General features: G+C 46.2%; 26 protein-coding genes. 16 read left to right on the forward strand and 10 right to left on the reverse strand.

What is annotated here, in order from left to right:
- The first annotated feature begins 6 nt into the window (after positions 1-6).
- Entirely contained in the window at positions 7-975 is a 969-nt protein-coding gene (locus tag LEP1GSC061_RS03455) for an LIC12353 family lipoprotein (RefSeq protein ID WP_016544106.1), read from the forward strand.
- Here LEP1GSC061_RS03455 and LEP1GSC061_RS03460 read toward each other — a convergent pair.
- The 7 genes from LEP1GSC061_RS03460 to LEP1GSC061_RS03490 form a co-directional block, all read right to left on the reverse strand.
- Positions 972-1,427, reverse strand: coding sequence for a MarR family winged helix-turn-helix transcriptional regulator (locus LEP1GSC061_RS03460; protein ID WP_016543983.1), 456 nt, complete (start codon positions 1,425-1,427; stop codon positions 972-974). The two genes, LEP1GSC061_RS03455 and LEP1GSC061_RS03460, sit on opposite strands and share 4 nt — an antisense overlap.
- Positions 1,405-1,845: an EVE domain-containing protein gene (locus LEP1GSC061_RS03465; RefSeq protein ID WP_016543604.1), complete on the reverse strand. Its 441-nt coding sequence runs from the start codon at positions 1,843-1,845 to the stop codon at positions 1,405-1,407. Before LEP1GSC061_RS03465 ends, LEP1GSC061_RS03460 begins: the two co-directional genes overlap by 23 nt.
- Entirely contained in the window at positions 1,842-2,267 is a 426-nt protein-coding gene (locus LEP1GSC061_RS03470) for an SRPBCC family protein (RefSeq protein ID WP_016543466.1), read from the reverse strand. The genes LEP1GSC061_RS03465 and LEP1GSC061_RS03470 overlap by 4 nt, the downstream gene beginning before the upstream one ends.
- A gap of 161 nt (positions 2,268-2,428) precedes the next feature.
- Positions 2,429-3,349 carry an esterase/lipase family protein gene (locus LEP1GSC061_RS03475; protein WP_016543555.1) on the reverse strand — a complete coding sequence of 307 codons (921 nt, stop codon included), beginning with the start codon at positions 3,347-3,349 and terminating at the stop codon, positions 2,429-2,431.
- Positions 3,350-4,021: 672 nt separating this feature from the next.
- Entirely contained in the window at positions 4,022-5,842 is a 1,821-nt protein-coding gene (gene typA / locus LEP1GSC061_RS03480; RefSeq protein WP_016543898.1) for a translational GTPase TypA, read from the reverse strand.
- Between the two features lie 168 nt (positions 5,843-6,010).
- Positions 6,011-6,865, reverse strand: a complete 855-nt coding sequence (locus LEP1GSC061_RS03485; protein ID WP_016544016.1) for a pirin family protein — start codon at positions 6,863-6,865, stop codon at positions 6,011-6,013.
- 121 nt (positions 6,866-6,986) lie between these two features.
- Entirely contained in the window at positions 6,987-7,577 is a 591-nt protein-coding gene (locus LEP1GSC061_RS03490; protein WP_156844477.1) for a Uma2 family endonuclease, read from the reverse strand.
- Between the two features lie 270 nt (positions 7,578-7,847).
- Here LEP1GSC061_RS03490 and rplU point away from each other — a divergent pair, with 270 nt between their 5' ends.
- The 10 genes from rplU (at position 7,848) to rsfS (ending at position 14,779) form a co-directional block, all read left to right on the forward strand.
- Positions 7,848-8,159, forward strand: coding sequence for a 50S ribosomal protein L21 (gene rplU, locus LEP1GSC061_RS03500; protein ID WP_016543351.1), 312 nt, complete (start codon positions 7,848-7,850; stop codon positions 8,157-8,159).
- A complete protein-coding gene (locus LEP1GSC061_RS03505) occupies positions 8,156-8,476 on the forward strand; it encodes a ribosomal-processing cysteine protease Prp (RefSeq protein ID WP_016543575.1) in 321 nt (106 codons plus the stop codon). Before rplU ends, LEP1GSC061_RS03505 begins: the two co-directional genes overlap by 4 nt.
- 2 nt (positions 8,477-8,478) lie before the next feature.
- Entirely contained in the window at positions 8,479-8,733 is a 255-nt protein-coding gene (gene rpmA / locus LEP1GSC061_RS03510; protein WP_016543746.1) for a 50S ribosomal protein L27, read from the forward strand.
- A gap of 99 nt (positions 8,734-8,832) precedes the next feature.
- Entirely contained in the window at positions 8,833-9,882 is a 1,050-nt protein-coding gene (obgE, locus tag LEP1GSC061_RS03515) for a GTPase ObgE (RefSeq protein WP_016543865.1), read from the forward strand.
- The gene (proB, locus tag LEP1GSC061_RS03520; protein ID WP_016543951.1) at positions 9,875-10,735 is read left to right on the forward strand and encodes a glutamate 5-kinase; all 861 of its coding nucleotides are present in this window, start codon (positions 9,875-9,877) and stop codon (positions 10,733-10,735) included. Before obgE ends, proB begins: the two co-directional genes overlap by 8 nt.
- Positions 10,732-11,994, forward strand: a complete 1,263-nt coding sequence (locus tag LEP1GSC061_RS03525; protein ID WP_016544080.1) for a glutamate-5-semialdehyde dehydrogenase — start codon at positions 10,732-10,734, stop codon at positions 11,992-11,994. Before proB ends, LEP1GSC061_RS03525 begins: the two co-directional genes overlap by 4 nt.
- A gap of 15 nt (positions 11,995-12,009) precedes the next feature.
- Entirely contained in the window at positions 12,010-12,618 is a 609-nt protein-coding gene (nadD, locus tag LEP1GSC061_RS03530) for a nicotinate (nicotinamide) nucleotide adenylyltransferase (protein WP_016543822.1), read from the forward strand.
- Positions 12,618-13,211 carry a bis(5'-nucleosyl)-tetraphosphatase (symmetrical) YqeK gene (gene yqeK / locus LEP1GSC061_RS03535; protein WP_016543872.1) on the forward strand — a complete coding sequence of 198 codons (594 nt, stop codon included), beginning with the start codon at positions 12,618-12,620 and terminating at the stop codon, positions 13,209-13,211. Before nadD ends, yqeK begins: the two co-directional genes overlap by 1 nt.
- 27 nt (positions 13,212-13,238) lie before the next feature.
- A complete protein-coding gene (locus tag LEP1GSC061_RS03540) occupies positions 13,239-14,402 on the forward strand; it encodes an LCP family protein (RefSeq protein ID WP_016543456.1) in 1,164 nt (387 codons plus the stop codon).
- Positions 14,403-14,404: 2 nt separating this feature from the next.
- Positions 14,405-14,779, forward strand: coding sequence for a ribosome silencing factor (gene rsfS / locus LEP1GSC061_RS03545; RefSeq protein ID WP_016543570.1), 375 nt, complete (start codon positions 14,405-14,407; stop codon positions 14,777-14,779).
- Positions 14,780-14,798: 19 nt separating this feature from the next.
- On the opposite strand, the gene LEP1GSC061_RS03550 is transcribed toward rsfS, so the two are convergent.
- Positions 14,799-16,877, reverse strand: a complete 2,079-nt coding sequence (locus LEP1GSC061_RS03550) for a thioredoxin domain-containing protein (protein ID WP_040507739.1) — start codon at positions 16,875-16,877, stop codon at positions 14,799-14,801.
- Positions 16,878-16,971: 94 nt separating this feature from the next.
- Here LEP1GSC061_RS03550 and LEP1GSC061_RS03555 point away from each other — a divergent pair, with 94 nt between their 5' ends.
- Positions 16,972-18,600: a TolC family protein gene (locus LEP1GSC061_RS03555; protein ID WP_016543928.1), complete on the forward strand. Its 1,629-nt coding sequence runs from the start codon at positions 16,972-16,974 to the stop codon at positions 18,598-18,600.
- Positions 18,601-18,607: 7 nt separating this feature from the next.
- Here the strand turns inward: LEP1GSC061_RS03555 and LEP1GSC061_RS03560 are convergent, their stop codons facing one another.
- A complete protein-coding gene (locus tag LEP1GSC061_RS03560) occupies positions 18,608-19,540 on the reverse strand; it encodes a cytochrome-c peroxidase (RefSeq protein ID WP_016544039.1) in 933 nt (310 codons plus the stop codon).
- Positions 19,541-19,675: 135 nt separating this feature from the next.
- Between LEP1GSC061_RS03560 and LEP1GSC061_RS03565 the strand changes: the two genes are divergently transcribed.
- From LEP1GSC061_RS03565 to LEP1GSC061_RS03580, 4 genes are all read left to right on the forward strand, one after another.
- Positions 19,676-20,863: an NAD(P)/FAD-dependent oxidoreductase gene (locus LEP1GSC061_RS03565; RefSeq protein WP_016543866.1), complete on the forward strand. Its 1,188-nt coding sequence runs from the start codon at positions 19,676-19,678 to the stop codon at positions 20,861-20,863.
- Positions 20,860-21,855, forward strand: a complete 996-nt coding sequence (locus LEP1GSC061_RS03570; RefSeq protein ID WP_040507741.1) for a sigma-70 family RNA polymerase sigma factor — start codon at positions 20,860-20,862, stop codon at positions 21,853-21,855. The genes LEP1GSC061_RS03565 and LEP1GSC061_RS03570 overlap by 4 nt, the downstream gene beginning before the upstream one ends.
- Positions 21,856-21,944: 89 nt before the next feature.
- Complete coding sequence (locus LEP1GSC061_RS03575) at positions 21,945-22,856, forward strand: alpha/beta fold hydrolase (protein ID WP_016544024.1); 912 nt, start codon at positions 21,945-21,947, stop codon at positions 22,854-22,856.
- 121 nt (positions 22,857-22,977) lie between these two features.
- Complete coding sequence (locus LEP1GSC061_RS03580; protein ID WP_016543941.1) at positions 22,978-23,589, forward strand: Crp/Fnr family transcriptional regulator; 612 nt, start codon at positions 22,978-22,980, stop codon at positions 23,587-23,589.
- Between the two features lie 15 nt (positions 23,590-23,604).
- Here the strand turns inward: LEP1GSC061_RS03580 and LEP1GSC061_RS03585 are convergent, their stop codons facing one another.
- Positions 23,605-24,201 carry a class I SAM-dependent DNA methyltransferase gene (locus LEP1GSC061_RS03585; protein ID WP_040507747.1) on the reverse strand — a complete coding sequence of 199 codons (597 nt, stop codon included), beginning with the start codon at positions 24,199-24,201 and terminating at the stop codon, positions 23,605-23,607.
- Positions 24,202-24,211: the final 10 nt, after the last annotated feature.

The raw sequence follows: 24,211 nt of genomic DNA on the forward strand, positions 1-24,211 counted from the left end.
CGTCCAATGTTTTCCAAATCCATCTTCCGTTTAGTATCGATCCCACTTACCCTTTTACTCCTCCTAGATTGCGGCGCCAGCCTAAAGGGGAAGCCCACTCCCGCTATTCCGGAGTTGGCGGGATTCTATATAAATAGCAAATCCCAAGACTGGCTTAAGGATGAGAAACTTAAAATCCAGGCTCTATGGATCCGACGTACCGCACGGGGAGAAATGGAATTCTTCAATAAGACCCTTACCCGCTTGCAATTCAGCGTTAGCGAAAACCGGGAAGAATTGAAAGTTAGGTCCGGAAAAATCCAAACCAGCAATCGAGAACTTTTATTCGTGGAAAATCTATATAAGGAATACCATAGAATGTATTCCGGAAAAAATACTTCGGATGCGAAGAACTGGGATCTAAGAGCTTTCAGCCCTTTCGGAAAAGTAAAAGAAGTGGCTTCTTTCATAGGAGAAGGTTCCAGTCGTAGCGGGGAACTTTCGGAAGATAACCGCACGATCGTTTTCTCCAACGGAGAAAAATACGTTAAAGTCGGAGGCCCTCTCATCGGGCGGATCTCCACAACGGTCGGAAAATTGAAAAAGGCCATCGATAACGAGGTCGCTGGCGTATTATTCTTTCCTCTTTCTTCGGAGGCGTTTCCCCAAGAGGCAGGCAAGTTTCCGTATCTAGCCTTCTTCTCGACCACGGACGGAATGTCCTCAGGAACCGTTCTTCGTATAGGAGATTACCCGGGACAAGCAAAGGAAGTATTCGATCATGTAGCGGTCGTGGACGTGATTCCTAAGGCAGGCACCCAAGTCGCACCTTTGGAGTCCCTTACTCCGGTGATCCTGGACGGAACGGTGGATCTAAAATCGGTCTCCCAAAAGGAAACCACTGAAGAATTGATCCGCAGGTTGAAACAGGACCCGAATCTATCCAAAGAGGAATTGATCCGAGAACTCGAGAAGCTGAAAGGATCGGAACGTTAGACTTCCTTCTTAGAAAGAGACCTAAGATTTCCTATAAACGATTTTCGGGAATTCTCCAAAGCGGAGAAAAATTCCTCATCGAAGTCTTCCACCAGTCGGACCGCTTCCTTGAGGATCTTCTGTCCTTCGGGTGTAGTGTGGACCGATTTGGCTCTAGTATCCGTATCGTGAGCCGATCTTTTTACCAACTTCTTCTTTTCCAAGGTGCGTAAGACAGTGGAGGTGGTCATCGGATCGGTTTTGGCCCGATCCGAAATACGAATTTGAGTCGTCTCCTCCTCGTGTAATTCCAACCAATGGGTCACCGCCAAAAGAACGAATTGCGCATGAGTCAGATCCAAGGGTTCGAGCACCTTACGAATCTCTCTTTGCCAAAGATTCGTAACCTGCCAGAGAAGAAAGCCGGGACTGTCCTCGGATTTATCGTATCTAAATATTCTGTTCTTGGACATCCAACCCCATCCTCTCGGAGATCAGCCTAAAATCCGCCTCTCCGATTTCCAAGAATCCTGTTCGAAACGGAAAACCCCAGGATTTTTTATTCGGGATGAATCCGAGACGATCGATCAAGGGAAGAATGTCCACCTCGGATACCGGAAAATACTCCACTCTTCTTCGGAACGGATGGAAATCGGGAGACATTTCGAAAGAATAAATCTCCTCGTCCTCCACCCTCGCCAGAGTCGTGAATTTACGATACGCCTTGGATTCTCCGAAGATTTCCTTAGAAGAATATACCAGAACCCAATCCCCTTTCCGCATTCTGGAGAGAGGCGCCTTCTTGCCGTGACAAGCCTGGACGATCCCTTGGGAGAATCCGATCATCGCGTGCTCCTTGGAAGCCACTACGATCCAATATCTTTCCTTCATCCTTTCTCCTCCCGGACCAGCTCTACGAATCTGAGAATCTCTTTCTCCATTCCCTTGGCTTGCTCTTCTCCTATGATCTTCTTCCATAAAAAGCCAAGAATGCCCCAGATAGATAACTCCACCGTGATTCTGACTCCGTCTGGAGTTTGCGCAAAATAATGTAGGAACTTCATTTTGGCTCCCGGCAAGAAGGTCACGTCCCCAAAAACGGAAGGACTTTCCGATTCCGTAATCAAAGCCTTGCATACGAATCCTCCCTTTGGTTTCAAGAGGAAGGAACTCCCTACGACCGGCTCCCCCTCCATTCGAGTCCATTCTATATCGGAATCCCATTTGGACCAATTCTTCACTTCCGACCTGGCCTCCCAAAGCGCATCGGCTCCAATTCCTTTAACTAAGGTGCTATACTCATACTTCCACATACATTCCTCCATATAATAAGTATACTTACTATATGGAGGAATGTATCATATGTGCGCTTATTATGCAAGAATTTAATAAGTGAGCTTATTATTTTTAAATCGGAGGATAAAAAAAACGCCCCCAGAGGAGGCGTTCTTCTCGAAACGTTGAAAGTGATCTATTATTGATTGCTTTTCGCGTTCTGGGCCATTTTCAGGAAATAGCCGTTCGTATCATACCAGGCCTGTCCCAGATAGAGTGCGTTTGTAGCTTCTAAGTGATCCACACCTGTGGTAAGAATCCCGTAAGAAGGACCACCTTTCCAGGTTCCCCATCTTTGAGAATCATCAGGGACCACACCGTCGTTCCAAATACTTTGCCCATAGAAAGGAGCTCCGATGGAACAAATAGGTGCAAGAATTCCCATTGCAGGGTGTTGGATCAAATCATTACCGATCATATAAGATCCATAAGAGAAATACTTAACACCGGAAGCGTTCGGTGTGTTTGCGTTAAAAACGGTAGCACCGCTTACAGTCAGAAGTTTTAATGCGGCAACCGCGTTTTGGCTAGACTGGCCATATACAACACCTACCAAAGTATTTACCACAGTTCCTACATAAGGAAGCGCCCAATTAGGGATCACAGCTTCTATCACACTTGCAACCGGACTTCCTTTGTGAGGAGTATTGATCGTGGTAAGAGTTGCAACTTTGCTTGCAAAACTAAGATTCGCAACGAGGTAACGAGCGTCCAAACCGCCTTGGGAATGGCCGATAATATGCACTTTTCCGGTGTAATTATTGGCCGCCATAGCAACTTGGATCGCAGTCTTCAATTGAGCCCCACGGCTGGCGGAAGAATCCGTAGCAGTTACGGTAGGAGTCAGAACGGTAGCTCCTTGAGAAGTCAGATAGGCTGCATTTCCTCCCCAATAATCGATGATCCCGGTGGATTTACCCCAGCCAAAAATCCCGTGAGTCAAAACGATCGGATACGATCCGGCAAGAGGTTTAGTAGAAGAACCTCCCCCGGACGCATTCGCCACCCCTGCTACCAGGAATAAAATCCCAGCTATCAAAATCCTCGCTGCTCGAAACATTCTCTTTAACCTCTTCTTTTTAACTATTCTCTCTACGGATCTCCTTCCCTAATTCCAGAACCGGTCCGGAGCCAAGAAAGGAGTTTTTTATTTATATAGAACGAATGAAATTTTTTAAAATTTAATTCAAAACGTTCGTTATCCAAACTGAAATCTGAAAAACTAAACGTAAGTTCACGAAGTGAAGTACAAAACCAGGAGAATTTGTCAATTGAGAAAGTAAGAGAATTATAAGTGAGAAAGAAAAATATAATTAAAACGATCGTTTAATCAAAAATAATACCGGAAAAACATTCAAATTTACTAATATGATTTTCTCCAAGATTCATATAACGGTCGCTACATAGACACCCCTTAAGGAGCAAGCTCCTCGTTGATCCATTGCCATTTGTAGGAAACTATTCTGTCCTTTTTGTATAACTCCCCCTGCCCATGCCTTTTTCCCTCTTACCATTTTTCCAATCTCCCTCGTACCGTCCCCGTCTGAGGAAAGCATAGGCCCCTTCCCGCTCAAACAGGTTCCGACAACGCATTTGTAGTTTCTTTCGGGATAAAAGTAAGGAGAGAAGAACTTCCCGGTCGGTCCTTTTAAATTAGCTTTCTTTCTACGGAAATGGACAAAAAAAAAGCCCCTTCCGGGGCTTTCCTAAAGAATCGAAAGATTCTCTATTTTTATTTTCCGCTAGCGGCGCGCTTTCTTGCGGTAGGATCCAGATATTTTTTCCGTAGACGCATGCTCTGAGGAGTGACCTCCAAAAGTTCGTCGTCGTCCAGGAACTCGATATTCTGCTCCAAGCTGAATCTGCGAGGAGGAACCAAACGAATCGCTTCATCCGCACCGGAAGAACGAACGTTGGTGAGTTTCTTTTCTTTTACCGGATTCACTTCCAGATCGTTTTCTCTGGAATGGATTCCGATGATCATACCCGGATACACAGGAGTCTGAGGATCTATGAGAAGTTCTCCCCTTTCCTGGATCTTCCAAAGTGCGTATCCAGTAGTCTCTCCGGAGTCCATGGAAATCAAGGCTCCATTCTTTCTTCCGGGAATCTCTCCCTTGTAATTGTCGAAGCGGAGGAAACGAGAGGACATGACGCCTTCTCCCTTGGTCTCGGTCACGAAATACCCACGAAATCCGATGATTCCACGAGTAGGAATCACAAACTCCACCCGAGTCATTCCGGAAGGATGCGCTTCCATGAGCTGGAGTTCTCCCTTTCTACGATTGAGTTCCGCAATGATGCTTCCGGTGAATTGGTCCGGAAGATCCATAACCATATACTCGTAAGGCTCCAGTTTTTCTCCGTTTTCGCCTCTCTTGATAATAACTTCCGGACGGGAAACTTGGAGTTCGAAACCTTCTCTTCTCATTGTCTCGATCAGAACGGAAAGGTGCAATTCTCCTCGGCCCAGGATCTTAAAACGATCCTTGTCTTCGGTTTCTTCCAAACGCATTGCCACGTTGGTTTCCAACTCTCTGTCCAGACGCTCCCGAATATTCCGAGTAGTTACGAACTTCCCTTCCTTACTTGCGAAGGGAGAATTATTGACCATGAAATACATGGATACGGTGGGTTCTTCCACTTCGATCGCAGGCATAGGAGCCGGTTTCCCCGGTTCACATACGGTATCTCCGATAAAGACGTCGGGAAGTCCCGCGATAGCTACGATATCTCCGGCTTCGGCGCCTTCGATTTCGTTTCTTTTCAAGCCTTCAAAGTTGTATAATTTCGTGATTTTCAGGACTTGGGTCTCGTCTCTTCCATTCTTCTTAGGAGAGACTTGCACGACGCTCATCCCTCTTTGGATCTTTCCGTTATAGATCTTTCCGATCGCGATACGTCCCACATAATCGTTATAATCCAAGGAAGTCACTTGGAACTGGAGCGCTGCGTCTATATTGGCCTTAACGGGAGGAACATGAGAAAGAACTGTATCCAAAAGTGGATCCAGATTGGTTCCGGGAGCATCTTCTAGTTTGCTCACCGCCCAACCTTGTTTTGCGGAAGCGTAAACGATCGGGAAATCCAATTGCTCGTTTGTGGCTCCCAGATCGCTGAATAGGTCGAAAACCATATCCACTACCGCATCCGGGCGGGCTCCGTCTCTATCGATTTTGTTTATGACTAAGATAGGCTTATGGCCTAATTGCAGGGATTTACCCAATACGAATCGGGTCTGAGGCATGGGTCCGTCGAACGCGTCCACGAGAAGAAGGCAGGAATCCGCTGTGGAAAGAACCCTCTCCACCTCTCCTCCGAAATCCGCGTGACCCGGAGTATCCACCACGTTGATCCGGGTTCCTTTGTAAACGACGGCGGTATTCTTGGCTTTGATCGTGATCCCTTTTTCTTTTTCGAGATCGTTATGATCCATGATCCTTTCCCCGTCTTCCTTGGCCGTAACGGCCCCGGTTTGGCGTAAAATACCATCTAGGAGAGTCGTCTTTCCGTGGTCTACGTGTGCGATAATGGCTATATTGCGGATTTCCATGCTATGACCAAAATTTACGGAAGGGCCATGGTGACAAGGGCGAAATTTAGGAAATTCTTTTCAAAAAGATGAATTCCTGACCCTTCCCTCCCGTTGTTAAGGGACAAGGAAATCGTATACGGACGGGAACTTAAGCCCTACTAATTACAAAAATCTTAATAGAGGACCTTAACTAGGTAGCGGGATCCTTTCCGTCTCGCCCGGAACATGGGGGAATCGATCCGCCTTCCAATCTTCCTTTGCTTTTTCGATTCTTTCCTGGGAACTGGATACGAAATTCCAATACATATGTCTGGTTGCGGATAGAGGGGTCCCTCCCAAAAGTACGATCCGGGAGACTTCTTCCGCCCTAAACTTCACCGCCCCGCCCTTGGGATACACTGCCAAGTCTCCGATGGAGATGATTTTGCCCTCCGCATCCACTTTTCCGCGAGCCACATAAATCGCAGACTCCTGATCCGTAGGAACGGGAAGTTCCACTTCCGCGCCTGCTTCTACTTCCAGGTCTGCATAGAATAAGGGAGAATATACCTTGGTGGGAGAAACCTCTCCTAAGAAAGTTCCCGCAATCAGCCTCATTTCCCAACCGCCCCCGCTCAAAACCGGAAGTTGTTCCCTATCGTAATGGAAGAATTCGGGAGCGGTCTCCTCCGAATCCTTGGGTAAGGCCACCCAGACTTGGATACCTTCCAGAATATTATATTCTGGATCGAGCTTGGACCTTTCACTATGAACGATTCCGGATCCTGCGGTCATCCAATTGACCTCGTAAGGACGAATGTCTTGTACCATTCCTAAACTATCCCTATGAGTGATGACTCCGTCGTATAGATAAGTAACCGTCGCAAGACCTATATGGGGATGAGGACGAACTTCGATTTCCTTGCCTGTCTTCACCGGGACCGGACCCATATGATCCAGAAAAACGAAAGGTCCCACATGCCTAGCTTCGATCTGAGGGAGAGCCCTTCTGACAAAAAACCCGTCCCCTAGATCCTTCTTCTTTGCGACTAGATATATCATACACTAATTAGACGAGAAGCTTGCCTCGGCCTCCTCACGAAGCAAGACTTTAACGAAGACTTGGGATTTCTCTTCGAAGAAAATTACCAAACTCGAATATAGAAGAAAGTTTTTTTAGTTCTCAGAATGGAATCTGGAAAGAGAATCCCGGAAAAAGTCGACTCTTACCCGAGCGGCTCTTTTTCCAGACCCTGAATTCGGAATTCCAAACCTGGGTCTTTCCGTCGGAAGGATCGATGAGCCAGTATTCTCGAACCCCGTTTGCCAGATAACGATCCGCCTTTCGTCCCAGATCCCAATGTTTGGTAGAAGGAGAATGCACCTCTAATACCAGATCGGGAACACCGTCTATCCATTCGGAAGTATCCGAAGGGTTATCGGAGAGTAGAACACTTGCGTCCGGGCAAAGTACATCTCCTCCGTCCGGAAGAAAAACATCCACATCTGCGACCATTCTTACGGAAGATCCTGTGCCCAGAAAATCCGAAAGAGCGGAAAGGAATCGGAATTGGATTTCGTTATGTCGGAAGAACGGAGAAGCAGCCACGTACAGAACTCCGTCTACCATATCGTAACGATAGCCGTCGGGAGCCAGAGACTTGTACAAAGCTTGGTCCACGGACATACCGTGATACTTGGGTTGGGGGCGTTGTGAGAGAGCTGCAACAGGTGGCATGGGAAAATTATAGTCGAAAGCATATTGGTCCGTCAAGGGAAACCTCCGGCTCTTACGGTTCCGAGGGAGGGAAAACTGCGGGAAAAAAAATCGTATTGGAATCACTTTTCCGCTGATTTCTATGCAAAAGGGTACAAGGGAGAAACGATGGACGGGATCCAACCTTCTCCGGAAGGTAAAGATAAGAAGGAACTCCCTCCCCTTCTTATCTCCGAAAAACTCGTTTCTATACCGGCCCAAACCACTTGACAGGCTGTCGAACCGAACAAAACTGGTCAAAAATCGAGAAACTAGGCCAGTAAAACGATGTTCGCAATCATTTCCGTCGGCAACCGACAATTCAAAGTAACTCAGGATCTTGAATTCCTGACTGAAAAAACCGGAAAAAACGCCGGCGAAACCTTCGACGCTAAGGTGCTATTATTCGCAGAAAACAATAAGGTGCATATCGGATCTCCGGATCTGAAATCCGCCAAAGTTTCCCTGAAAGTGTTGGAAGACGTGAAAGGGGAAAAAATCAGAGGGTATATTTACAAGAAACGTAAAAACTCTCAGAAGACCTGGGGACACAGACAAAAACTGCAAAAAGTAAAGGTAGTTTCTCTCTCGGCAGTTTGATTCGAATCCAAGTACTCCGAAAAGAAGGTCGGATTTTAGGGCTGAAATCCTCCGGGCATGCGTCCCAGGCACACGGTTCTAAAGGACAAAATCTTCTCTGCGCCGCTGTCGGAGTACTGGTCCAAACGCTATATCTCCACTTGTATAAGAGGGGACTGGCAAAAGAAGCGGTGATCGGAGACGGACTCTTGGATTTTCAAATTCGTCCCGGTAAAGAATCCGATCCTGAGGTTTTAATCGGCTTCGGCCTCATCCTCGACGGATTGGAAAATCTGAAGGAACAATATCCTTCGGAAATGGAACTCATAGGAGAATAAACATGGCACATAAGAAAGGTGGCGGTTCATCCAAAAACGGTCGCGATTCCCAGTCCAAGCGTCTTGGAGTAAAACGTTTCGGGGGAGAGCTCGTATTAGCGGGAAATATCCTCGTTCGTCAAAGAGGAACCAGACTGAATGCCGGTAAAAACGTAGGGATCGGTAAAGATCATACTCTTTACGCCCTCGTAGAAGGTCACGTGAAGTTTGAACAAGTCACCAAGACCAAAGTTCAAGTTTCCGTTTACCCGAAATAAGCTTCTAAATCTTAATTTTAGAACGTGGAAAAAGAAAGGCCTTCCGGGGAATTTTCCTCGAGCCTTTCTTTTTCTGTTTTAACCCCTTAGATAATTTCCATGGAAAAGTTCGTAGATGAAGTATTGATCGAAGTGACCGCCGGGCACGGTGGAGCCGGATCCATGCATTTCCGTCACGAGAAATACGTGGAATTCGGTGGTCCCGACGGAGGAGACGGAGGAGTCGGGGGCGATATCGTTATGAAAACGAATTTGTCCATGGTCACTTTGGATCGTTATCTCACCAAGAGAAGGTTTAGGGGACAAGACGGTTTCCCGGGAGAAGGCAACCTACGCTCCGGTAAAAAAGGAGAGGATCTCGTATTATTCGTTCCTTTGGGAACACAGGTTTACGACGAGGAAAGCGGGGAACTACTTTACGATTTCATAAAGGATGAAATGGAATTCCTCGTAGTCAAGGGCGGACGAGGAGGCAAAGGAAACGCGCACTTTAAATCCTCCACTCACCAGGCTCCCAAATTCTCCCAACCCGGAGAGGAAGGAGAATACAAACATCTACGCCTGAGTCTGAAACTTTTGGCGGACGTGGGAATCGTGGGACTTCCTAATGCGGGAAAGTCCACTCTTCTTTCCAAAATCACCGAAGCCCACCCTAAGATCGCAGGTTACGCATTCACGACGCTCTCCCCTAATTTGGGAGTTGTAAAAAGAAAAGGCGATATCTATCGTTATACGATCGCGGATATTCCGGGTATCGTCGAAGGTGCGAGTAAGGGAATCGGACTGGGTCTCTCCTTTCTCCGTCATATAGAAAGGGTAAAAGGGATTCTTTACGTTTTCGACGCTAGCGCTTTGGATATCAAAAGCGATTTCAAAATGCTCCGAGCAGAGCTCGAGACTTATAATCCGGAATTATTACGGCGCCCTCACTTAATCGTTTTGAATAAGATCGATGTGTGGGAAGATCCAAGCTTCACCGAGGAATTGATAGAGTCAGTTTCCACATTAGGTAAGGTGGTTCCCATCTCCGCTCAGGAAGAAATCAATTTAGGGACTCTTTTGGAATCCATGGACGAAGCCTTCTTCCATGAAGAATTGTCCGAACTCAACCTTCTCTCCGACCAAAACACGGAAGGATCCAATGGATAGAAAGGATTTCGACGATAAAATAAAATCCGCTAAAAAGATAGTAATCAAAATCGGCTCCGCCCGCTTATCGGGCTCGGAAGAAGAGGTGAACGATTTCCTGTTCAGCTTGGTTTCCGATATACGACATCTCAAGGATCTAGGTAAAGAAATCATCATCGTATCTTCGGGGGCCATAGCCCGGGGAAGAAAGCTTTTAGCTACTCTTCCCAGCGGATTGGTCGCCGGGGAGGGACTTCCGGAAAAGCAAGCATTGGCCGCAATGGGTCAGAACCGACTCGTGAATCTGTACGAAAGCTTCTTCTCCAAAGTGAATATTCCTTTGGCCCAGATTCTATTCGGCGTAGTGGACCTCGAAACCGGCGAAGGATTTAAGAATCTCAAGAATACTTTCCGCCAACTTCTAGAATGGGGTATTCTTCCCATAGTAAACGAGAACGACTCCGTGGCGACCGAAGAGGTAAAATTCGGAGATAACGACATATTGTCCTCCATAGTCAGTCTAATCGTCGAGGCCGATCTACTCGTGATCTTAACCGGAGTGGAAGGATTTCTAAAAGACGGAAAATTGGTCTCCTTCTTAAGCGAAGTAGGAAGTTCGGAGCTTTCCCAAGCGGGAGGACCGAGCGGTCCAGGCACGGGCGGAATGTATACGAAGCTCAAGGCGGCTTCTATTCTAGGAGAGGCCGGAATTCCCTGCGGGATTATAGACGGAAATCGTAAAAATTGCGTGCGTAGTTTTGTGGAAGAGAATAGACTCGGGACGTTGGTCGTCTCTGTAGGAAAGAAACGAAATTATACGGAGGAGGAAATCAAATCCATTCTCCGGTCCAAAAGAAACGGAGGAACAGAATGATCCAAAGATCTTCGGAATCCATTTATGTGGAAGAACTCTGCCAATCGGCCAAGAAGGCCTATAGACAGATTCGCAAACTGAACTCCTCTAAAAAAAATGCGGTATTATCCAGACTCGCCAAGGCTCTAATCGATAGAAAAGAGGAGATACTAAAGGAAAACGCAAAGGATTTAGAGGCAGGTAAGACCAAAGGACTCTCCTCGGCTCTTTTGGATCGTTTGGCTCTGGACGAAAAACGAATTACGAATTTATCAAATGCAGTCCAGGAAATCAAAGCTCTCCCGGATCCGGTAGGAGAAGCTACCCGAGGTCTGACTCTTCCGAACGGAGTAAGACTCATCACTAAGAGGGTCCCGCTGGGAGTCGTGATGGTGATCTACGAATCCAGACCGAACGTGACGATCGATGTGGGAGCCCTGTCCTTCAAATCCGGAAACGCTTGTATCCTGAGAGGAGGAAGCGAGGCGATTCATTCCAATACGATTCTTGCAAAAATCTTCCAGGATTGTATCAGAGAAGAAGGATTGCCTCCCGAGGCGGTAAGCTTCGTAGACAGAACGGAAAGAGAATACATGATTCCTTTTCTAAAACAAACGGCTCATATCGATATCGTCGTTCCTAGAGGCGGAGAAGGACTCATCCGATTCGTATCCGAGAATTCTCTGATCCCGGTCGTGAAGCACGACAAGGGAGTCGTGAATCTTTATATAGATAAGTCGGCGGATCCGAATAAGGCTGTGCCTATCGCGATCAATTCCAAAGTGCAAAGACCGGGAGTCTGCAACGCCGCAGAAAACTTGATCCTACATTCCGGGTATCCGTATACGAAAGAGCTACTGCAATCTCTTGCAGATAAGGGAGTCCAATTACTACTCGATCCCAGATCTCTGGCGATTTTTCCGCAGGGAAAGCCAGTGCAAGAAGACGAGTATTTGGAGGAATTCCTAGATCTGCGTCTTTCCGTCAAGACGGTGGATTCCATACAGGAAGCGATCGATTTCATAGAAGTCGTTTCCTCCGGTCATACGGAAGCGATCGTCACGGAAGATGTTTCCGCTGCGAACGTATTTATGGAATCTTTGGATTCAGCGGCGCTATTTCTGAACGTGTCCACACGTTTCCACGACGGAGGAGAATTCGGACTAGGAGCGGAAGTAGGAATCTCCACCGGAAAATTGCATGTGAGAGGTCCTATGGGACTCGTACACCTCACCACCACGACCACATACGCGGAAGGAGAAGGTCAGGTCCGGGGATAACGGACCTAACCCATTATGCGCTCCCCTTCCCTGACCGGGATTTACGGAGGGAGTTTCGACCCTCCTCATTTAGGCCATTTGGAGGTAGTGAAAACCTTCTGGAAGAATTTTCCGGACGCCGAAGAATTAGTGATCGTCCCGAATCGTTCTTCTCCCTGGAAGGAAGCCAAGGAAACTCCTCCGGAAAATATATTAAAATTAGTGAATATTCAATTTCGAACATTCCCTAAGACCAGAACCTGGGATTGGGAAATTCTCCGGGAAGAAAAAAGCTATACGGAAGACACCCTAGAACAGTTCCGAAAAGAAAATCCGAAGGCTTCGATCGCCTTACTCGTAGGAGAAGACCAATACTCCAATTTTCATAAATGGAGAAATTGGCGATCTATCTTGGATAAGATTTCCTTACTTCTCGTGTTTCGCAGAATTTCGGAACGCATTCCCGAAAATAAGGAGTTAACGGGGTATATGAATACGATCCGATTCTTGGAGAATCCGATCGTAGAGGCGGCATCTTCGGAAATACGACGACTTCTTCCAGGATGCATCCAAGAAAACCGAAAACCGATTGCGTTGGACGATTCCGTATGGAATGCAATTCGAACAGGAGGATCCTACAGATAATGCTTCCAGAATCCGTATCCGAACAAATCGAATTTTTCAGTAAGATCGTCCCCGAAGAGATCACTAAGACTCGATGGGAGCATAGCCTCAGAGTGGCCGAGATCGCCAAGGAACTCGCCCGGTTGCATTCTCCTCAGGATTCGGAATCGGCTTATTTGGCGGGAGTGATTCACGATATCACAAAGCAAAAAACCAAGGATTTCCATCTTTCCCTTTTTAAAGAATTAGGAGACTCGGAATCTCCTTCCTTACCGGAAGCCGCCTGGCATGCCAGATCCGGAGCCTTATATCTGAAATCGAAATACGGTTTGGAAAACGAGTTCGTTTTGGGAGCCGTTCGACATCATACTTTGGGAGGAAACGATGTGAACGTATTGGATTGCATTCTATACGCGGCCGATTTTCTAGGATCGGATTTTGCGGAAAAGCAACCGGATTACCCCCTGTGGAGAAAACAAGCCAGGGAGAATCTTTACAACGGAGTTCTAAACAAGGCCTCTCATACTCTTTCGGATTTGATCCAAAACAAAAGACCGATCCATCCGCGCACCATATCCATGTATCATTTTGCCCTGGGAAAATTATCCAATTGACAGGCATTTTTTTCCGCTCGAAATGGAATGCGAGGCTTTGCATTGAGTCCTTCTAGATCATCCAAACCGTTTAATCTGCTCCCACTCTGGATCGCTTCCGCATTCTTATTGATCGCTCTCGTCTTCTTCCTGTTCCGCAATTTCAGAAGGACCGGAATGGATGAAAAAATCTCCTCCGGCAAACCGATCCATATTCTCGTCCATGCATTCGGAAATGATGACGTCTACGAATTCGGTTTTTTAGCCACGGTATTTCCTTCTCAGGAGAGAGTGGCTTTATTCTTCCTACACCCGATTACCACCTTCGAGGATCCCGAAGACAGTTTGGAACAAATCAAATCCAAGGCGGAATCTGCGTCTAAGAATGCGGTCCAAGATATTTTGGGAACCAAACCCCATTATAATATCAGAATCAATTCCTCCTCCTTCATCCGGATCGTGGACCTTCTGGGAGGAATTTCCGTCTATACGGATAATCGGACCAATCGTAACTCCCCTTCTTATGTAAGATCCCCGGGGCATTACCTATATTCGGGAGAGGACGTCTATGATTACGTTTCCTTTATGGATAAGAAGGAAACCTTGGACTATCTGGACCGAATCAGCCGCCAAGAAAGCGCCGTATTATCCCTTTACGAGACCTTGTACGAAAACAAGGATCTATTGAATTCCTTCTGGTCCGAGACCGTCCTGTCTCTGGTGGATTCCGATTTTTCCAAAGACGATTTCTACTCCTTATTGAAATTCTCTACTTCTCATCGCTTGTCTTTCGGGGTGACGGAGCTTCCGGGAGAACCCGCCTTGGATATAAAAACGAAAAGACTTTATCTGAAGGCGGATTTAGCAAGGGCTTCCGTAGCGTTAAGAAAATTCCATAAGGATGTGATATCCGAGATATTCACCGACGGAGAATTCGCGAGAACGGAAGTATTGAACGGAACCGACGTAGCAGGACTTGCCAAAGATGTAAGAGGGATCCTTGCAGATAAGAGAATCAAAGTATTGTCCACCGACAATGCTTGGAGAAAGGATGTGGAAAAAACGATCGTACTAGACCGTTCCGGAAACACCGCCGTATCCGATAAAATCGCTTCTATTTTAGAAAAAACGAAAGTATATCACGTATTAAGAAAGGACCTAGGGCTGGATTCCACCGTGCTTTTAGGTTCCGACATAGAGCCCAAAAAGTAATTATGACATCCGCCTCCAAAAACAAACAACAAGACACACTGGAAATCCTAAAGACCGTCCATAAGATCATGACGGATAAGAAATGCGAAGAGATCACCGTTTTAAACTTGGAATCCGTACATTCTTATCTGAGTTACTTTCTGATCTGCACGGTAAATTCTTCCGTCCAGGCAAATGCGGTGGCAAGGGAAATCAAGAAATCCCTAAAAGGATACAAACTGCCTCACAAAGAGACCGATAAGACGGGCGCCTCCGCTTCTTCCGGATGGACCCTATTGGATTACGGAGAATTGATCATCCATATCATGACTCCCGAAAAAAGGGAATACTATAATCTGGACCGACTCTGGAGAGACGCCGAAAGAATCGAACTCTAATCTGTTAGTTGCAGAATTGTTAAATTAGTTTTTCCTTTAGGCTTTCCCAATCCTCTACCGGCAAGTCGCATACGAAGTCCCGGCAAAGATAGGCTTTGACCCCTCCTCCGGAAGTTCTGTTTTTCAGAAGAAGCAACCGATCCCCTTTTTCCGAGGCCTCTTTGTCCGTAGCCCAGGCGAAAACTGTGTCTGGAAGGAAATGAGATCCGACTCCTTTCCATATAGGAACCAGGTCCTCCTGGGTGGAATAGACGATCGCCAATTCCTGTCCCGGAGATTTACGCAACCAGTAGGCGGAAAGCATGTAAGGATAATTCATCGGATATGTTTCCAATTCTTCTTTGAAGTAGGAGAATATCCGATCCGCCGAAGCGAAATATTTATCCGAGTCGATGCCGAGTTTTGCAAGAATGACGAAAGCCAATGCGAGAGAACTGTTTGCGGAAGGCTCCACTCCGTCATAACCGTCGACGGTGCGTCTCAATAATTCCTCCGAGTCGGAACCCGAATCGAAGAATACCCCCGACTTACTTTGGAAGAGTCGAATCGCTTCCTCCGAAAAACGGATCGCATTCTCCAAATATCGGAATCCTTTTCCCGCTTGGAAAAGAGATAGAGATGCTAGAACGAACTCTGCATAATCCACACTATAACCTAAAAAGCGAGCCTCGCCTTCCCGATAACGACGGAGTAGTCGTCCGTCCTCTCGGATCAGATTGGATTCCAAGAATTTATAGGTTTCTTCCGCGTATTTCAGCAAGTCTCCGTCTCCAAAAGCCATTGCGGCCTTGGACAAAGCCTTCACGTATAGACAATTCCAGGAGAGTAATACCTTATCGTCCCGAAGTGGACGGATTCTCTCGGATCGTTTTTCCAATAATTTTCTTCTGTTCTTGGAGACGATTTCGCCCAACTCGTCCTCTTCCAAACCGTGGAGCCTTGCAAAGTTCATACGGAAGGATTCGTGCAGAATATTCTTTTCCTCGAAATTTCCCTCTTCGCTTACGTTCCAGAATTCTTCCATCAGAGTGGAATCCGCTCCGCAAACCGAACGGAATTCTTCCTTGGTCCAGAGGTAGAATAGGCCTTCTTCTCCTTCCGAATCCGCGTCTTCCGCGCTTGCGATTCCCCCTCCCGGAAGTCGCATATCCCTATGCAAATAACGGATCACGTCATAAGCGGCTTCCTTATATTTGGGCTCCCCGACTGCCTGATAACATTCCACCAGTGCTTCCAAGAAGAGGGAATTGTCGTAGAGCATCTTCTCGAAATGAGGAACCAGCCATTTATGATCCGTGGAATAGCGACAAAGTCCGCCGCCGATCTGGTCGTAGATTCCTCCCTTTTTCATGGCGAGAAGAGTCTCCTCGACCATTTCCAAAGCTTTCAATTCTCCCGTAGATTTATAATAACGTAATAAGAACGACAGCCCCATACTGGGCGGGAATTTGTTCACTGAATTGGATTTGAATCCTGCGGAATCAGGATCGTAATACCTGTCATACAAATGATATCCGTTTTCTAAAACCGCAACGGAAGGAAGATTGGTAGAATCGGCGTCTCGGAATGCCTTGGACTCCTCGGATTCCTTTAAGTGTTTTGCGAGTTCCTCGGAAGCCTCGAGTAGCTCCCCTTTCTTTTCCTTCCAAAGCTTGGAGAGTATGTCCAAAACTTCGGTAAAACTTTTACGCCCGTATTTCGGAACCGGAGGAAAATAGGTCCCGCCCGTGATCGGTTTTCCCTCCGGAGTCAGGAACATATTCAAGGGCCACCCCCCCTGCTGCCCCATGGCGTGCAACGCGTCCATATAGATGCGATCCACGTCGGGCCGTTCTTCCCGATCCACCTTGATCGATACGAAATCCCGATTCAAGACTTTGGCGGTAGCCACGTCCTCGAAAGATTCCCTCTCCATTACATGACACCAATGGCAAGTGGCATATCCGATGGATAAGAAGATCATTTTATTTTCGGATTTCGCCTTGGAAAAGGCCTCCTCAGACCAGGGAAACCAGTCCACTGGATTCAATGAATGTTGCAATAAATACGGGCTCTTTTCGGACGCAAGTCGGTTCGGTTTGTTACCAGAAGTTTCCATCTATTTCCGCAGTATTAGACTTTTAGTTTAGATTTTTCGATTTGGCAAATTCTTCCGAGGCAAAAACCATGCTCCGTAGGAAGTCCTACATTTTATGCCAAGGCCCTTATTCATTCCTTTACTAAGGAAAATTTACGTTCGACTGCTTTTAGTCGGGGCCTTTAGTTTTCCCTCGCTTTCGTACGGACAAGAGATCGAACCGACTCAACCGAACCAGCCCAAGGTATTGAAGCTAAGTTTGAAAGAAGCGGTAAACTTCGTTCTCGAAAATAACATCACCGTAAAGAACGCGAAAATGGAATTCGTAAAAGCGGACTCCGGAGAGCTTAAAAATCTATCCCAATATGCATGGACGCTGGTCGGCTCTCTTTCTACAACCAAAACCACGTTGCCGAACAATAATAATAACTTCTTCTCAGGTCAAAAAATTGCTAATGACCGGGCAACGGTAGGGATCCAAAAACAATTCCAAACTCAGACTTATTTCAGTTTGGAATTAAGCCATACTCGATTCGACTCCAACGCCTTCGAATCCCAGGCTTCCGCCGCAAGGCTCGGGGCCCTAGGACCGCTTCTCGCGGCGCCGCCTCAATATACCGATGCTCTCACTTTTACTCTGAGCCAGGAGCTCCTGAAGTATTCCTTCGGAAGGACCGAGAAGAATAGACAAAAGGTCCTAAAGCAAAACGTCGTCATACAGAAGGACCAACTAGTGGATATCCTTTCCCAATTGGTCGTAAAGACTCTGGTGGATTATTGGACTTTAAGCATCTACGATTCCCAAGTGGAGACCTTCGAGAAGCTGGAAAGAAATACCCGTAGTATCCGGGATCTGACCACTCGTAAAAGAAACCTGGGACTTTCCGAATCCTTCGAAGTGAACCAATGGAACTCCGCGTTGACCCAAACCCAGAACAGTTTGGAAAGAGCGAAGCTGTCCAGATCCGAGGCGGAAAGAAATTTGGTTCGGGTCTTAAACGTGGATCCCAGCTCCAAAGTGGCGGGAATTACCGATTTGCAAGACAAGGTTCCTACCGATATCAACCCGGAAAAAGATTACCAATACGCTCTGGCAAATAGGATCGATCTTAAAAACCTGGTCCGCCAAAGAGAGATAGCCGATTTGGAATTGAGGATCAAGGAATCGGAAGACATGCCTTCCTTGAAAATTACGGGAAGTTACTCCACGAGAGGCCAAACCTTCCTGAATCCGCAGACCAATTATGTGAATCCCGAAACGGGGATGATGTCCTTCAAATATCCGGAGAAAACTTTCGGTTTTGCGCTCTCCTACCCTCTTTTCGACACAGGAATCCAAACGGATATCCGGGATGCGAAGTTAAAGAAGGAACTCCTGGAAAAGCAGGAAACGGAACTCAAACTGACCATCAGAGAAGAATTAGAAAATCGTTATACAGCGATCGTTGCCGGTCAGGATCTTCTGGAAACCGCATTGCGCAGACGGGACGAAGCGGAGAAATTCTATAGGGGCGTGCAGCAACGCTTTAACCAAGGTAGATTCACCGCAGTGATCGTTAAATCCGCACTGGACAATCTTATTCAGTCCGAGCTGATGGTGGCTCAGGCGAGAATCAATTTTAACGTGGATATCATCCGTTACGACCTGGCCAGAAATTACGTTTTCGAAAAATTCGGTGTGAACGTAAAACAGATCGTGGATGAACTCTCCAAATTCGACCTGGAAAAGGCCGAAGAAAAATAGATCTTCTTTATGCCTTCGGAATGGAAGGCATCTCCCACTGGATGGGCTCCCCTTCCAAAGCCTTTAGAAATTCTATCAGATCCTTTTTATCCTGCTCGGAAAGACCTGCGGGCTTAAGCAAAGGATCTTGGATCGCTCTGGCGTGACCGCCTTCCGCAAAATGATTCACTGTATCCTCTATGGATCCGAATTTTCCGTTATGCATGAAGGATTTCTTGCGGGTCACGTCTCTCAATGTAGGAGTTCTGACCTTTCCTTGGATTCCAGGTAGACCGGTGGTATGCAATTGCGAATCGGAGAAATTGGGTCCTTCGTGACATTGGACGCATTTCGCCTTGTTTTGAAATACTTCCCAACCTCTGATCTGAGCGGGAGTAAGAGCCTCCTCCTCTCCCATAACGAATCGGTCGAATTTGGAGTTCTTACTTACGATGGTACGTTGGAATGCGGAAAGGGATAACGCGATTCTTTCCATCGTAACTTCGGGAGTGCCGAAGGCTCTCGTAAAAAGTTCCCTGTATTCGGCAATAGAGGAAAGTCTACGGATGATCCCCGCCTCATCTCTTAACATGGACTGAGAATGGACCTTTTCCTTAACAATATCTTCGAGTTCCTTGGCCTCGGGATCCTTGAATACGTCCTTGTATAAGGCGACATTGGTAAGAGAAGGCGCGGAGTTATGAATCTTATTGCGGGGAAATCCATCGGCAACGGAACCCGAATTATGGCAACCTGCACAACTCACATTCTGCTGAAAGGAAAGTCTAGGATCGAAATATAAGGTTTTACCCAGCTCCACCTTGTCCTGATTGAAAGGATTATTGCTGGGATGAATTACGTTCTTAACGACGAATTTTTCCAGTTCAGGGATAGGTTTCTTTTCCTTACATAAGACCAATAAGGAAACCGAAAGTCCGATTATAGGAATAATTTTTTTCATCGGTTCACCACCAGGATAGCCTCCAAAGTCCCCCTGTCAATCCCCTATTCAGAACGCTTCTTTCGATAAGAATACGCCGAAATCTGTCACAACCGTAGATCCGAAAGCGTCTTTATTCCAGAACGAGGAACCATTATGGCAAAGAAACGAATTCTGATCTTAGGAGGAGGATATGCCGGAATCATTGCGGCAAATCGGTTATCCAGAAAATCCTCAGATATAGATATTACGCTAGTCACGGCAAATCCTAGATTCGCCGAAAAGATACGAAACCACCAGGTAATTGCAGGAACAAAAGGAAAGTCCCATGAGATCTCGAAACTACTTGGAAAAAACGTGCATCTCAGGATTTCTAAAGTGGAAAAAATCCTAGCCGATCGAAACTCGATTCTATTGGAGAACGGGGAAGAGCTTTCTTACGATTATTTAGGATACACACCCGGAATGAAAGAGAAAGAGAAGGCGGTCTCCGGAGAATCCTATTTTTCGATCGTAAAAGAAGAAGATAGCATCGCCTTAAGAAAGAAACTCTTGGAAAAGGAATCCACGAGAATCACGGTACTAGGAGCCGGCCTTTCCGGAATCGAAACGGCTACGGAACTTGCCGAAGCATATCCCGAATTCGAAATCACTCTGCTGGATTCAGGAAACATCGGAAAGTCCTTCCATCCGGATGCAGTATCCCATATGAAGAAGGTACTAACCGATCTTAGAGTTAGAATCTTGGAAGGACAAAAGGCGGAGAGATTCGAAAAAGGAGAGATACGATTAGAAAACGGAGAAACCGTATTTCACGATTTTTGCATTCTATCCGCGGGCTTGGCGGCTTCCGATTTGGGAAAGAAATCGGGACTCTCTCATAATACGATCGATCAAATTTTGGTAAATGAATACCTGGAAGTTCCCGGTTACGACAAAATCCTAGGCGCGGGAGATGCGGTAAAAATGCCGGAAGACGAATATTCTTATTTAAGAATGTCTTGTGCCACCGCACTTCCTATGGGAGTCTATATGGCGGAGAGAATGGCGGCAAGGATGGGATACAAAACGAAGCTCGGGAACCGACCCTTCTCCTTCGGGTATCTTCTAAGATGCGTAAGCTTAGGTCGTTCGGAAGGACTGATCCAAACCGTAGATTCCGAAGATAGTCCGAAAAATAAAATCTGGACCGGAAAATTCGCGGCGATCATTAAGGAGCTCATCTGCAAGTTCACGATCCTCTCCTGCAAGGCGGAGAAGTACTTCGATTTTTACAATTGGCCCAAACCCAAAGATAGAGAGTCGGAAGTAAATCGGTCATCTCTAGCGGTAGCCGGAAAATGACTACCGAAGAAAGGCTAGACCAATTCATGGAAAACAAAGGACTCGTATTCGGTATCGCATACCGGATGACGGGTAGCGTAACGGAGGCGGAGGATATCGTGCAGGAGACCTTCCTGCGCTGGGAGAAAAGTGCAAGAGAAGTCGTTCGATCCCCCAAGGCTTTTCTTTCCACGATCGCCACCCGATTGTCTTTGGATTCTTTGAGAAAGGAAAAAAGGAAGCGAGAGACCTATATAGGTCCTTGGCTCCCGGAACCTATGGCTCCGTCTTCCTCGGAAGAGGAGCCCGATTCCGAAACCTTGGATCTGGCCTTTCTTCATTTATTAGAAAAACTCAATCCATTGGAAAGAGCAGTCTTCCTGCTTCGCGAAACTTTCGGGATGGAATATCCGGAGATATCCAAGTCTGTAGGAAAGTCGCAGGAAAATTGCAGGCAAATCCTAAAGAGAGCCAAGGATGCCTTAAAAAAGGATCGTAGAAGATATACGGCGGATCCTCAAACCCGCAGGAAAATTTTCAAAGATTTCCTTTTGGCTTCCACGAAAGGGGATCCGGAGCTTCTGATCCCTTTTCTAAAACAGGAAATCGTAGTATGGTCCGACGGAGGGGGAAAAGTAAACGCCGCCAGAATTCCGATCCTAGGAAAGGAACGGGTCGCGTCCTTCTTGAATCGGGTCCGATCGAATCGATCGAGAGTCGATCTGGACTGGTATTTCGCATTTGTGAACGGGGCCGAATCTATATTAGGATATTATGGAGAAGAGCCCGCATATCTCCAAAGTTTCCTGATAGAAAACGAAGGGATCTGGAGAATTATGAGCGTCTTGAATCCGGAAAAATTAGGCGTATTCCGAAATAGAAATCAATTATTAGAATCCGGCAAGATCGTTCCGCTGGAAGTCTATTTACTATTTCCGAATTCCAGAAATCCTTCCTTGCAAAAGTGGCTAAACCCTATTGCTAAATTGGTAAAGTGGGCGATTGTGAGATAGAAAATCCGATTATCATATGATAATCGGATTCCTGCAAGATTATAAATCGAAATCTTGACTCGATTGAAAGATAGGCTATTCTCCTATCCATGAGGAACCAATCTTTTTCTAATATACTTGTTTTGGCATGGCTCCTAGTAGAATGTTCGGGAGGACAGAATATGGAAACCTTGTTGGAGCCAAGCTCGACCACGACGGAGCAACCTAAAGGATATTTCGAATCCAAAATAGGAAGGATCGCCTATTGGATCGAAGGAAAGGGGAATACGATCCTATTACTCCATTCCGCGGGACACGATCATAAGGATTTCGATTCCATCCGGGAAGAATTGAGTAAAAATTACAGGGTCATCTCCATCGACTGGCCGGGACACGGATATTCTCCGAATCCGAATATTATGGAAAATGCAAGTGCAGTGAAATATGCGGAAGTTCTTCCGGATTTCGTAAAGCAATTAGCTCCCGACGGTGTCGTGGCCATAGGAAATTCCATAGGAGGTTTTGCGGGAATGAAGTTGGCCCTAGAAAAGCCTTCTTTGGTAAAAGGTCTAATTCTAGTGGATACAGGAGGAATGAACGAGCCGGATTGGAAAACGAGGCTTTTTGTGGGTCTGAAAGGTAAGCCCTGGTTCACGGGACTTGTTTGGAATTTATTCCCGAATCATTATATTAGGATCGAAAATAAATATACTCGATCTATTTTGGAAAGAATCCGGTCCAGAAAAGAGATAGAGGGATCCGTAGAAGTAAACGCATCTATTTGGAGAAGTTTCTTAGAAGAAGGGCACGACTTGAGAGAATCCGCTAAGAATATAAAAGTTCCCACTCTAATCGTCTGGGGAGAATTCGATCCGGTGATTTTACCGGAAATAGGAAAAGACCTCAGGGAAAAAATTCAGGGATCGAATCTAGTTCTTCTAAAAACGGGACATGTGCCTTTTGCGGAGGATCCGAAATCCTTCCTGAAATTCGCACTTCCATTCATTCGCTCCGTCATTTGAGAAATTCACTAGGCGAAGAACGGGATGGAGCCTTTCTTCGCTTAGAACAATACCGAAAGAATTATGAATTCTTATCTAATACGGATTGAAAATTTATTCGGGAAGGCTATTTCTTTAGTGGATGGCCGACCTCACGATCCAAGAAGATTTCCCGGAATGGTCTCAAATCTACGAGACCGTAAATAGGATCTCCCCCATCCCCAAAGAAATCTGGAAAGAATCCGGAAGCTTATATTCGATTCGAGAACTGGAATACGGTGATTATTTAGTGAAGCAAGGGCAGTCTGCCCGGGAATTCGCCTTCGTATTTTCAGGAGTATTAAGAGAATATTATCTCACGGATAGCGGAAGCGAATACATAAAGAGCTTCAATTTTCCGGGAGAATTTACCGGATCCTATTTCGATCTTCTCTCCGGACAGCCATCCACCTGCAATATACGAGCGATTACGGATTGCAAATTGGCCGTAGCGCCCTTCTCTAAATTTCGAAAGCTATTTTCCACTCATATAGCCTGGGAAAGATTGGGTAGAATGATCGCGGAGCTTCTTTTTATCAAGAAGGCAAAAAGAGAATACGAACTGTTGGCTTTGGATGCGGAAAAAAGATACGGATTACTTTTAGAATCGCATCCCCAAATAGAAGAATTCGTTCCTCAATACCATATCGCTTCCTATCTGGGAATCACTCCAGTTTCCTTAAGCAGAATCAAATCCAAGAAGAGAAAATCCTAGCCCCGAATCGATCGGCTACGCAAAAGAAGTAGAGATAAGTAGCGAGGCGTCTTGGTTCATAAATATATTTTTACCGCGATGGAATGTTCTAATTTTCACCCCGTGGAACCCGGCACCGAGAAGTAATGATTCCAGTTCCTCATGTGTGAAACCGTTATGTATTTTCGGATGGTGAACCAATTCGTTCTTATCAAAATCGACGATGATCAACTTTCCGTTCTCGTTCAAAATCGTGCGCAAATTCTTTAATAATCCGCCAAGGACCGGTACATGCAGCAAAACAAGAGAAGCCAAAATCAAATCCGCTCGGATGTCGATATCGGACTTCATAAGATCTGCATGAATGGTTTCGGCATTTGCAATATTGTTTCTCGTGATTTTCTCTTTCACGATTTCCAACATTTGCTCGGAAGAATCGACCAAAAACAATCGATCAACGATCGAATGCAATTCCAGACCGACGAGTCCCGTGCCGCATCCATAATCGAGTAAAGTCCCTTTTTTACTTCCCTGTATCTCCGGTTTTACGGCTTCGGAAATGATTTTTGCCAATTGGATTCTTTCTTCGGTATCATACATACTCGCCAATCGGTTGAAAACATTATCTTCCATAGGATTCTAT

This window comes from Leptospira wolffii serovar Khorat str. Khorat-H2, from assembly GCF_000306115.2.
Taxonomy (GTDB): Bacteria; Spirochaetota; Leptospiria; order Leptospirales; family Leptospiraceae; genus Leptospira_B; species Leptospira_B wolffii.

Bases quoted from the DNA above. Each gene is read 5' to 3' on its own strand.
- LEP1GSC061_RS03455 (WP_016544106.1), top strand. From the start codon at position 7: ATGTTTTCCAAATCCATCTTCCGTTTAGTATCGATCCCACTTACCCTT.
- LEP1GSC061_RS03460 (WP_016543983.1), bottom strand. From the start codon at position 1,427: ATGTCCAAGAACAGAATATTTAGATACGATAAATCCGAGGACAGTCCC.
- LEP1GSC061_RS03465 (WP_016543604.1), bottom strand. From the start codon at position 1,845: ATGAAGGAAAGATATTGGATCGTAGTGGCTTCCAAGGAGCACGCGATG.
- LEP1GSC061_RS03470 (WP_016543466.1), bottom strand. From the start codon at position 2,267: ATGTGGAAGTATGAGTATAGCACCTTAGTTAAAGGAATTGGAGCCGAT.
- LEP1GSC061_RS03475 (WP_016543555.1), bottom strand. From the start codon at position 3,349: ATGTTTCGAGCAGCGAGGATTTTGATAGCTGGGATTTTATTCCTGGTA.
- typA (WP_016543898.1), bottom strand. From the start codon at position 5,842: ATGGAAATCCGCAATATAGCCATTATCGCACACGTAGACCACGGAAAG.
- LEP1GSC061_RS03485 (WP_016544016.1), bottom strand. From the start codon at position 6,865: ATGATATATCTAGTCGCAAAGAAGAAGGATCTAGGGGACGGGTTTTTT.
- rplU (WP_016543351.1), top strand. From the start codon at position 7,848: ATGTTCGCAATCATTTCCGTCGGCAACCGACAATTCAAAGTAACTCAG.
- rpmA (WP_016543746.1), top strand. From the start codon at position 8,479: ATGGCACATAAGAAAGGTGGCGGTTCATCCAAAAACGGTCGCGATTCC.
- obgE (WP_016543865.1), top strand. From the start codon at position 8,833: ATGGAAAAGTTCGTAGATGAAGTATTGATCGAAGTGACCGCCGGGCAC.
- proB (WP_016543951.1), top strand. From the start codon at position 9,875: ATGGATAGAAAGGATTTCGACGATAAAATAAAATCCGCTAAAAAGATA.
- LEP1GSC061_RS03525 (WP_016544080.1), top strand. From the start codon at position 10,732: ATGATCCAAAGATCTTCGGAATCCATTTATGTGGAAGAACTCTGCCAA.
- nadD (WP_016543822.1), top strand. From the start codon at position 12,010: ATGCGCTCCCCTTCCCTGACCGGGATTTACGGAGGGAGTTTCGACCCT.
- yqeK (WP_016543872.1), top strand. From the start codon at position 12,618: ATGCTTCCAGAATCCGTATCCGAACAAATCGAATTTTTCAGTAAGATC.
- LEP1GSC061_RS03540 (WP_016543456.1), top strand. From the start codon at position 13,239: ATGCGAGGCTTTGCATTGAGTCCTTCTAGATCATCCAAACCGTTTAAT.
- rsfS (WP_016543570.1), top strand. From the start codon at position 14,405: ATGACATCCGCCTCCAAAAACAAACAACAAGACACACTGGAAATCCTA.
- LEP1GSC061_RS03550 (WP_040507739.1), bottom strand. From the start codon at position 16,877: ATGGAAACTTCTGGTAACAAACCGAACCGACTTGCGTCCGAAAAGAGC.
- LEP1GSC061_RS03555 (WP_016543928.1), top strand. From the start codon at position 16,972: ATGCCAAGGCCCTTATTCATTCCTTTACTAAGGAAAATTTACGTTCGA.
- LEP1GSC061_RS03560 (WP_016544039.1), bottom strand. From the start codon at position 19,540: ATGAAAAAAATTATTCCTATAATCGGACTTTCGGTTTCCTTATTGGTC.
- LEP1GSC061_RS03565 (WP_016543866.1), top strand. From the start codon at position 19,676: ATGGCAAAGAAACGAATTCTGATCTTAGGAGGAGGATATGCCGGAATC.
- LEP1GSC061_RS03570 (WP_040507741.1), top strand. From the start codon at position 20,860: ATGACTACCGAAGAAAGGCTAGACCAATTCATGGAAAACAAAGGACTC.
- LEP1GSC061_RS03575 (WP_016544024.1), top strand. From the start codon at position 21,945: ATGAGGAACCAATCTTTTTCTAATATACTTGTTTTGGCATGGCTCCTA.
- LEP1GSC061_RS03580 (WP_016543941.1), top strand. From the start codon at position 22,978: ATGGCCGACCTCACGATCCAAGAAGATTTCCCGGAATGGTCTCAAATC.
- LEP1GSC061_RS03585 (WP_040507747.1), bottom strand. From the start codon at position 24,201: ATGGAAGATAATGTTTTCAACCGATTGGCGAGTATGTATGATACCGAA.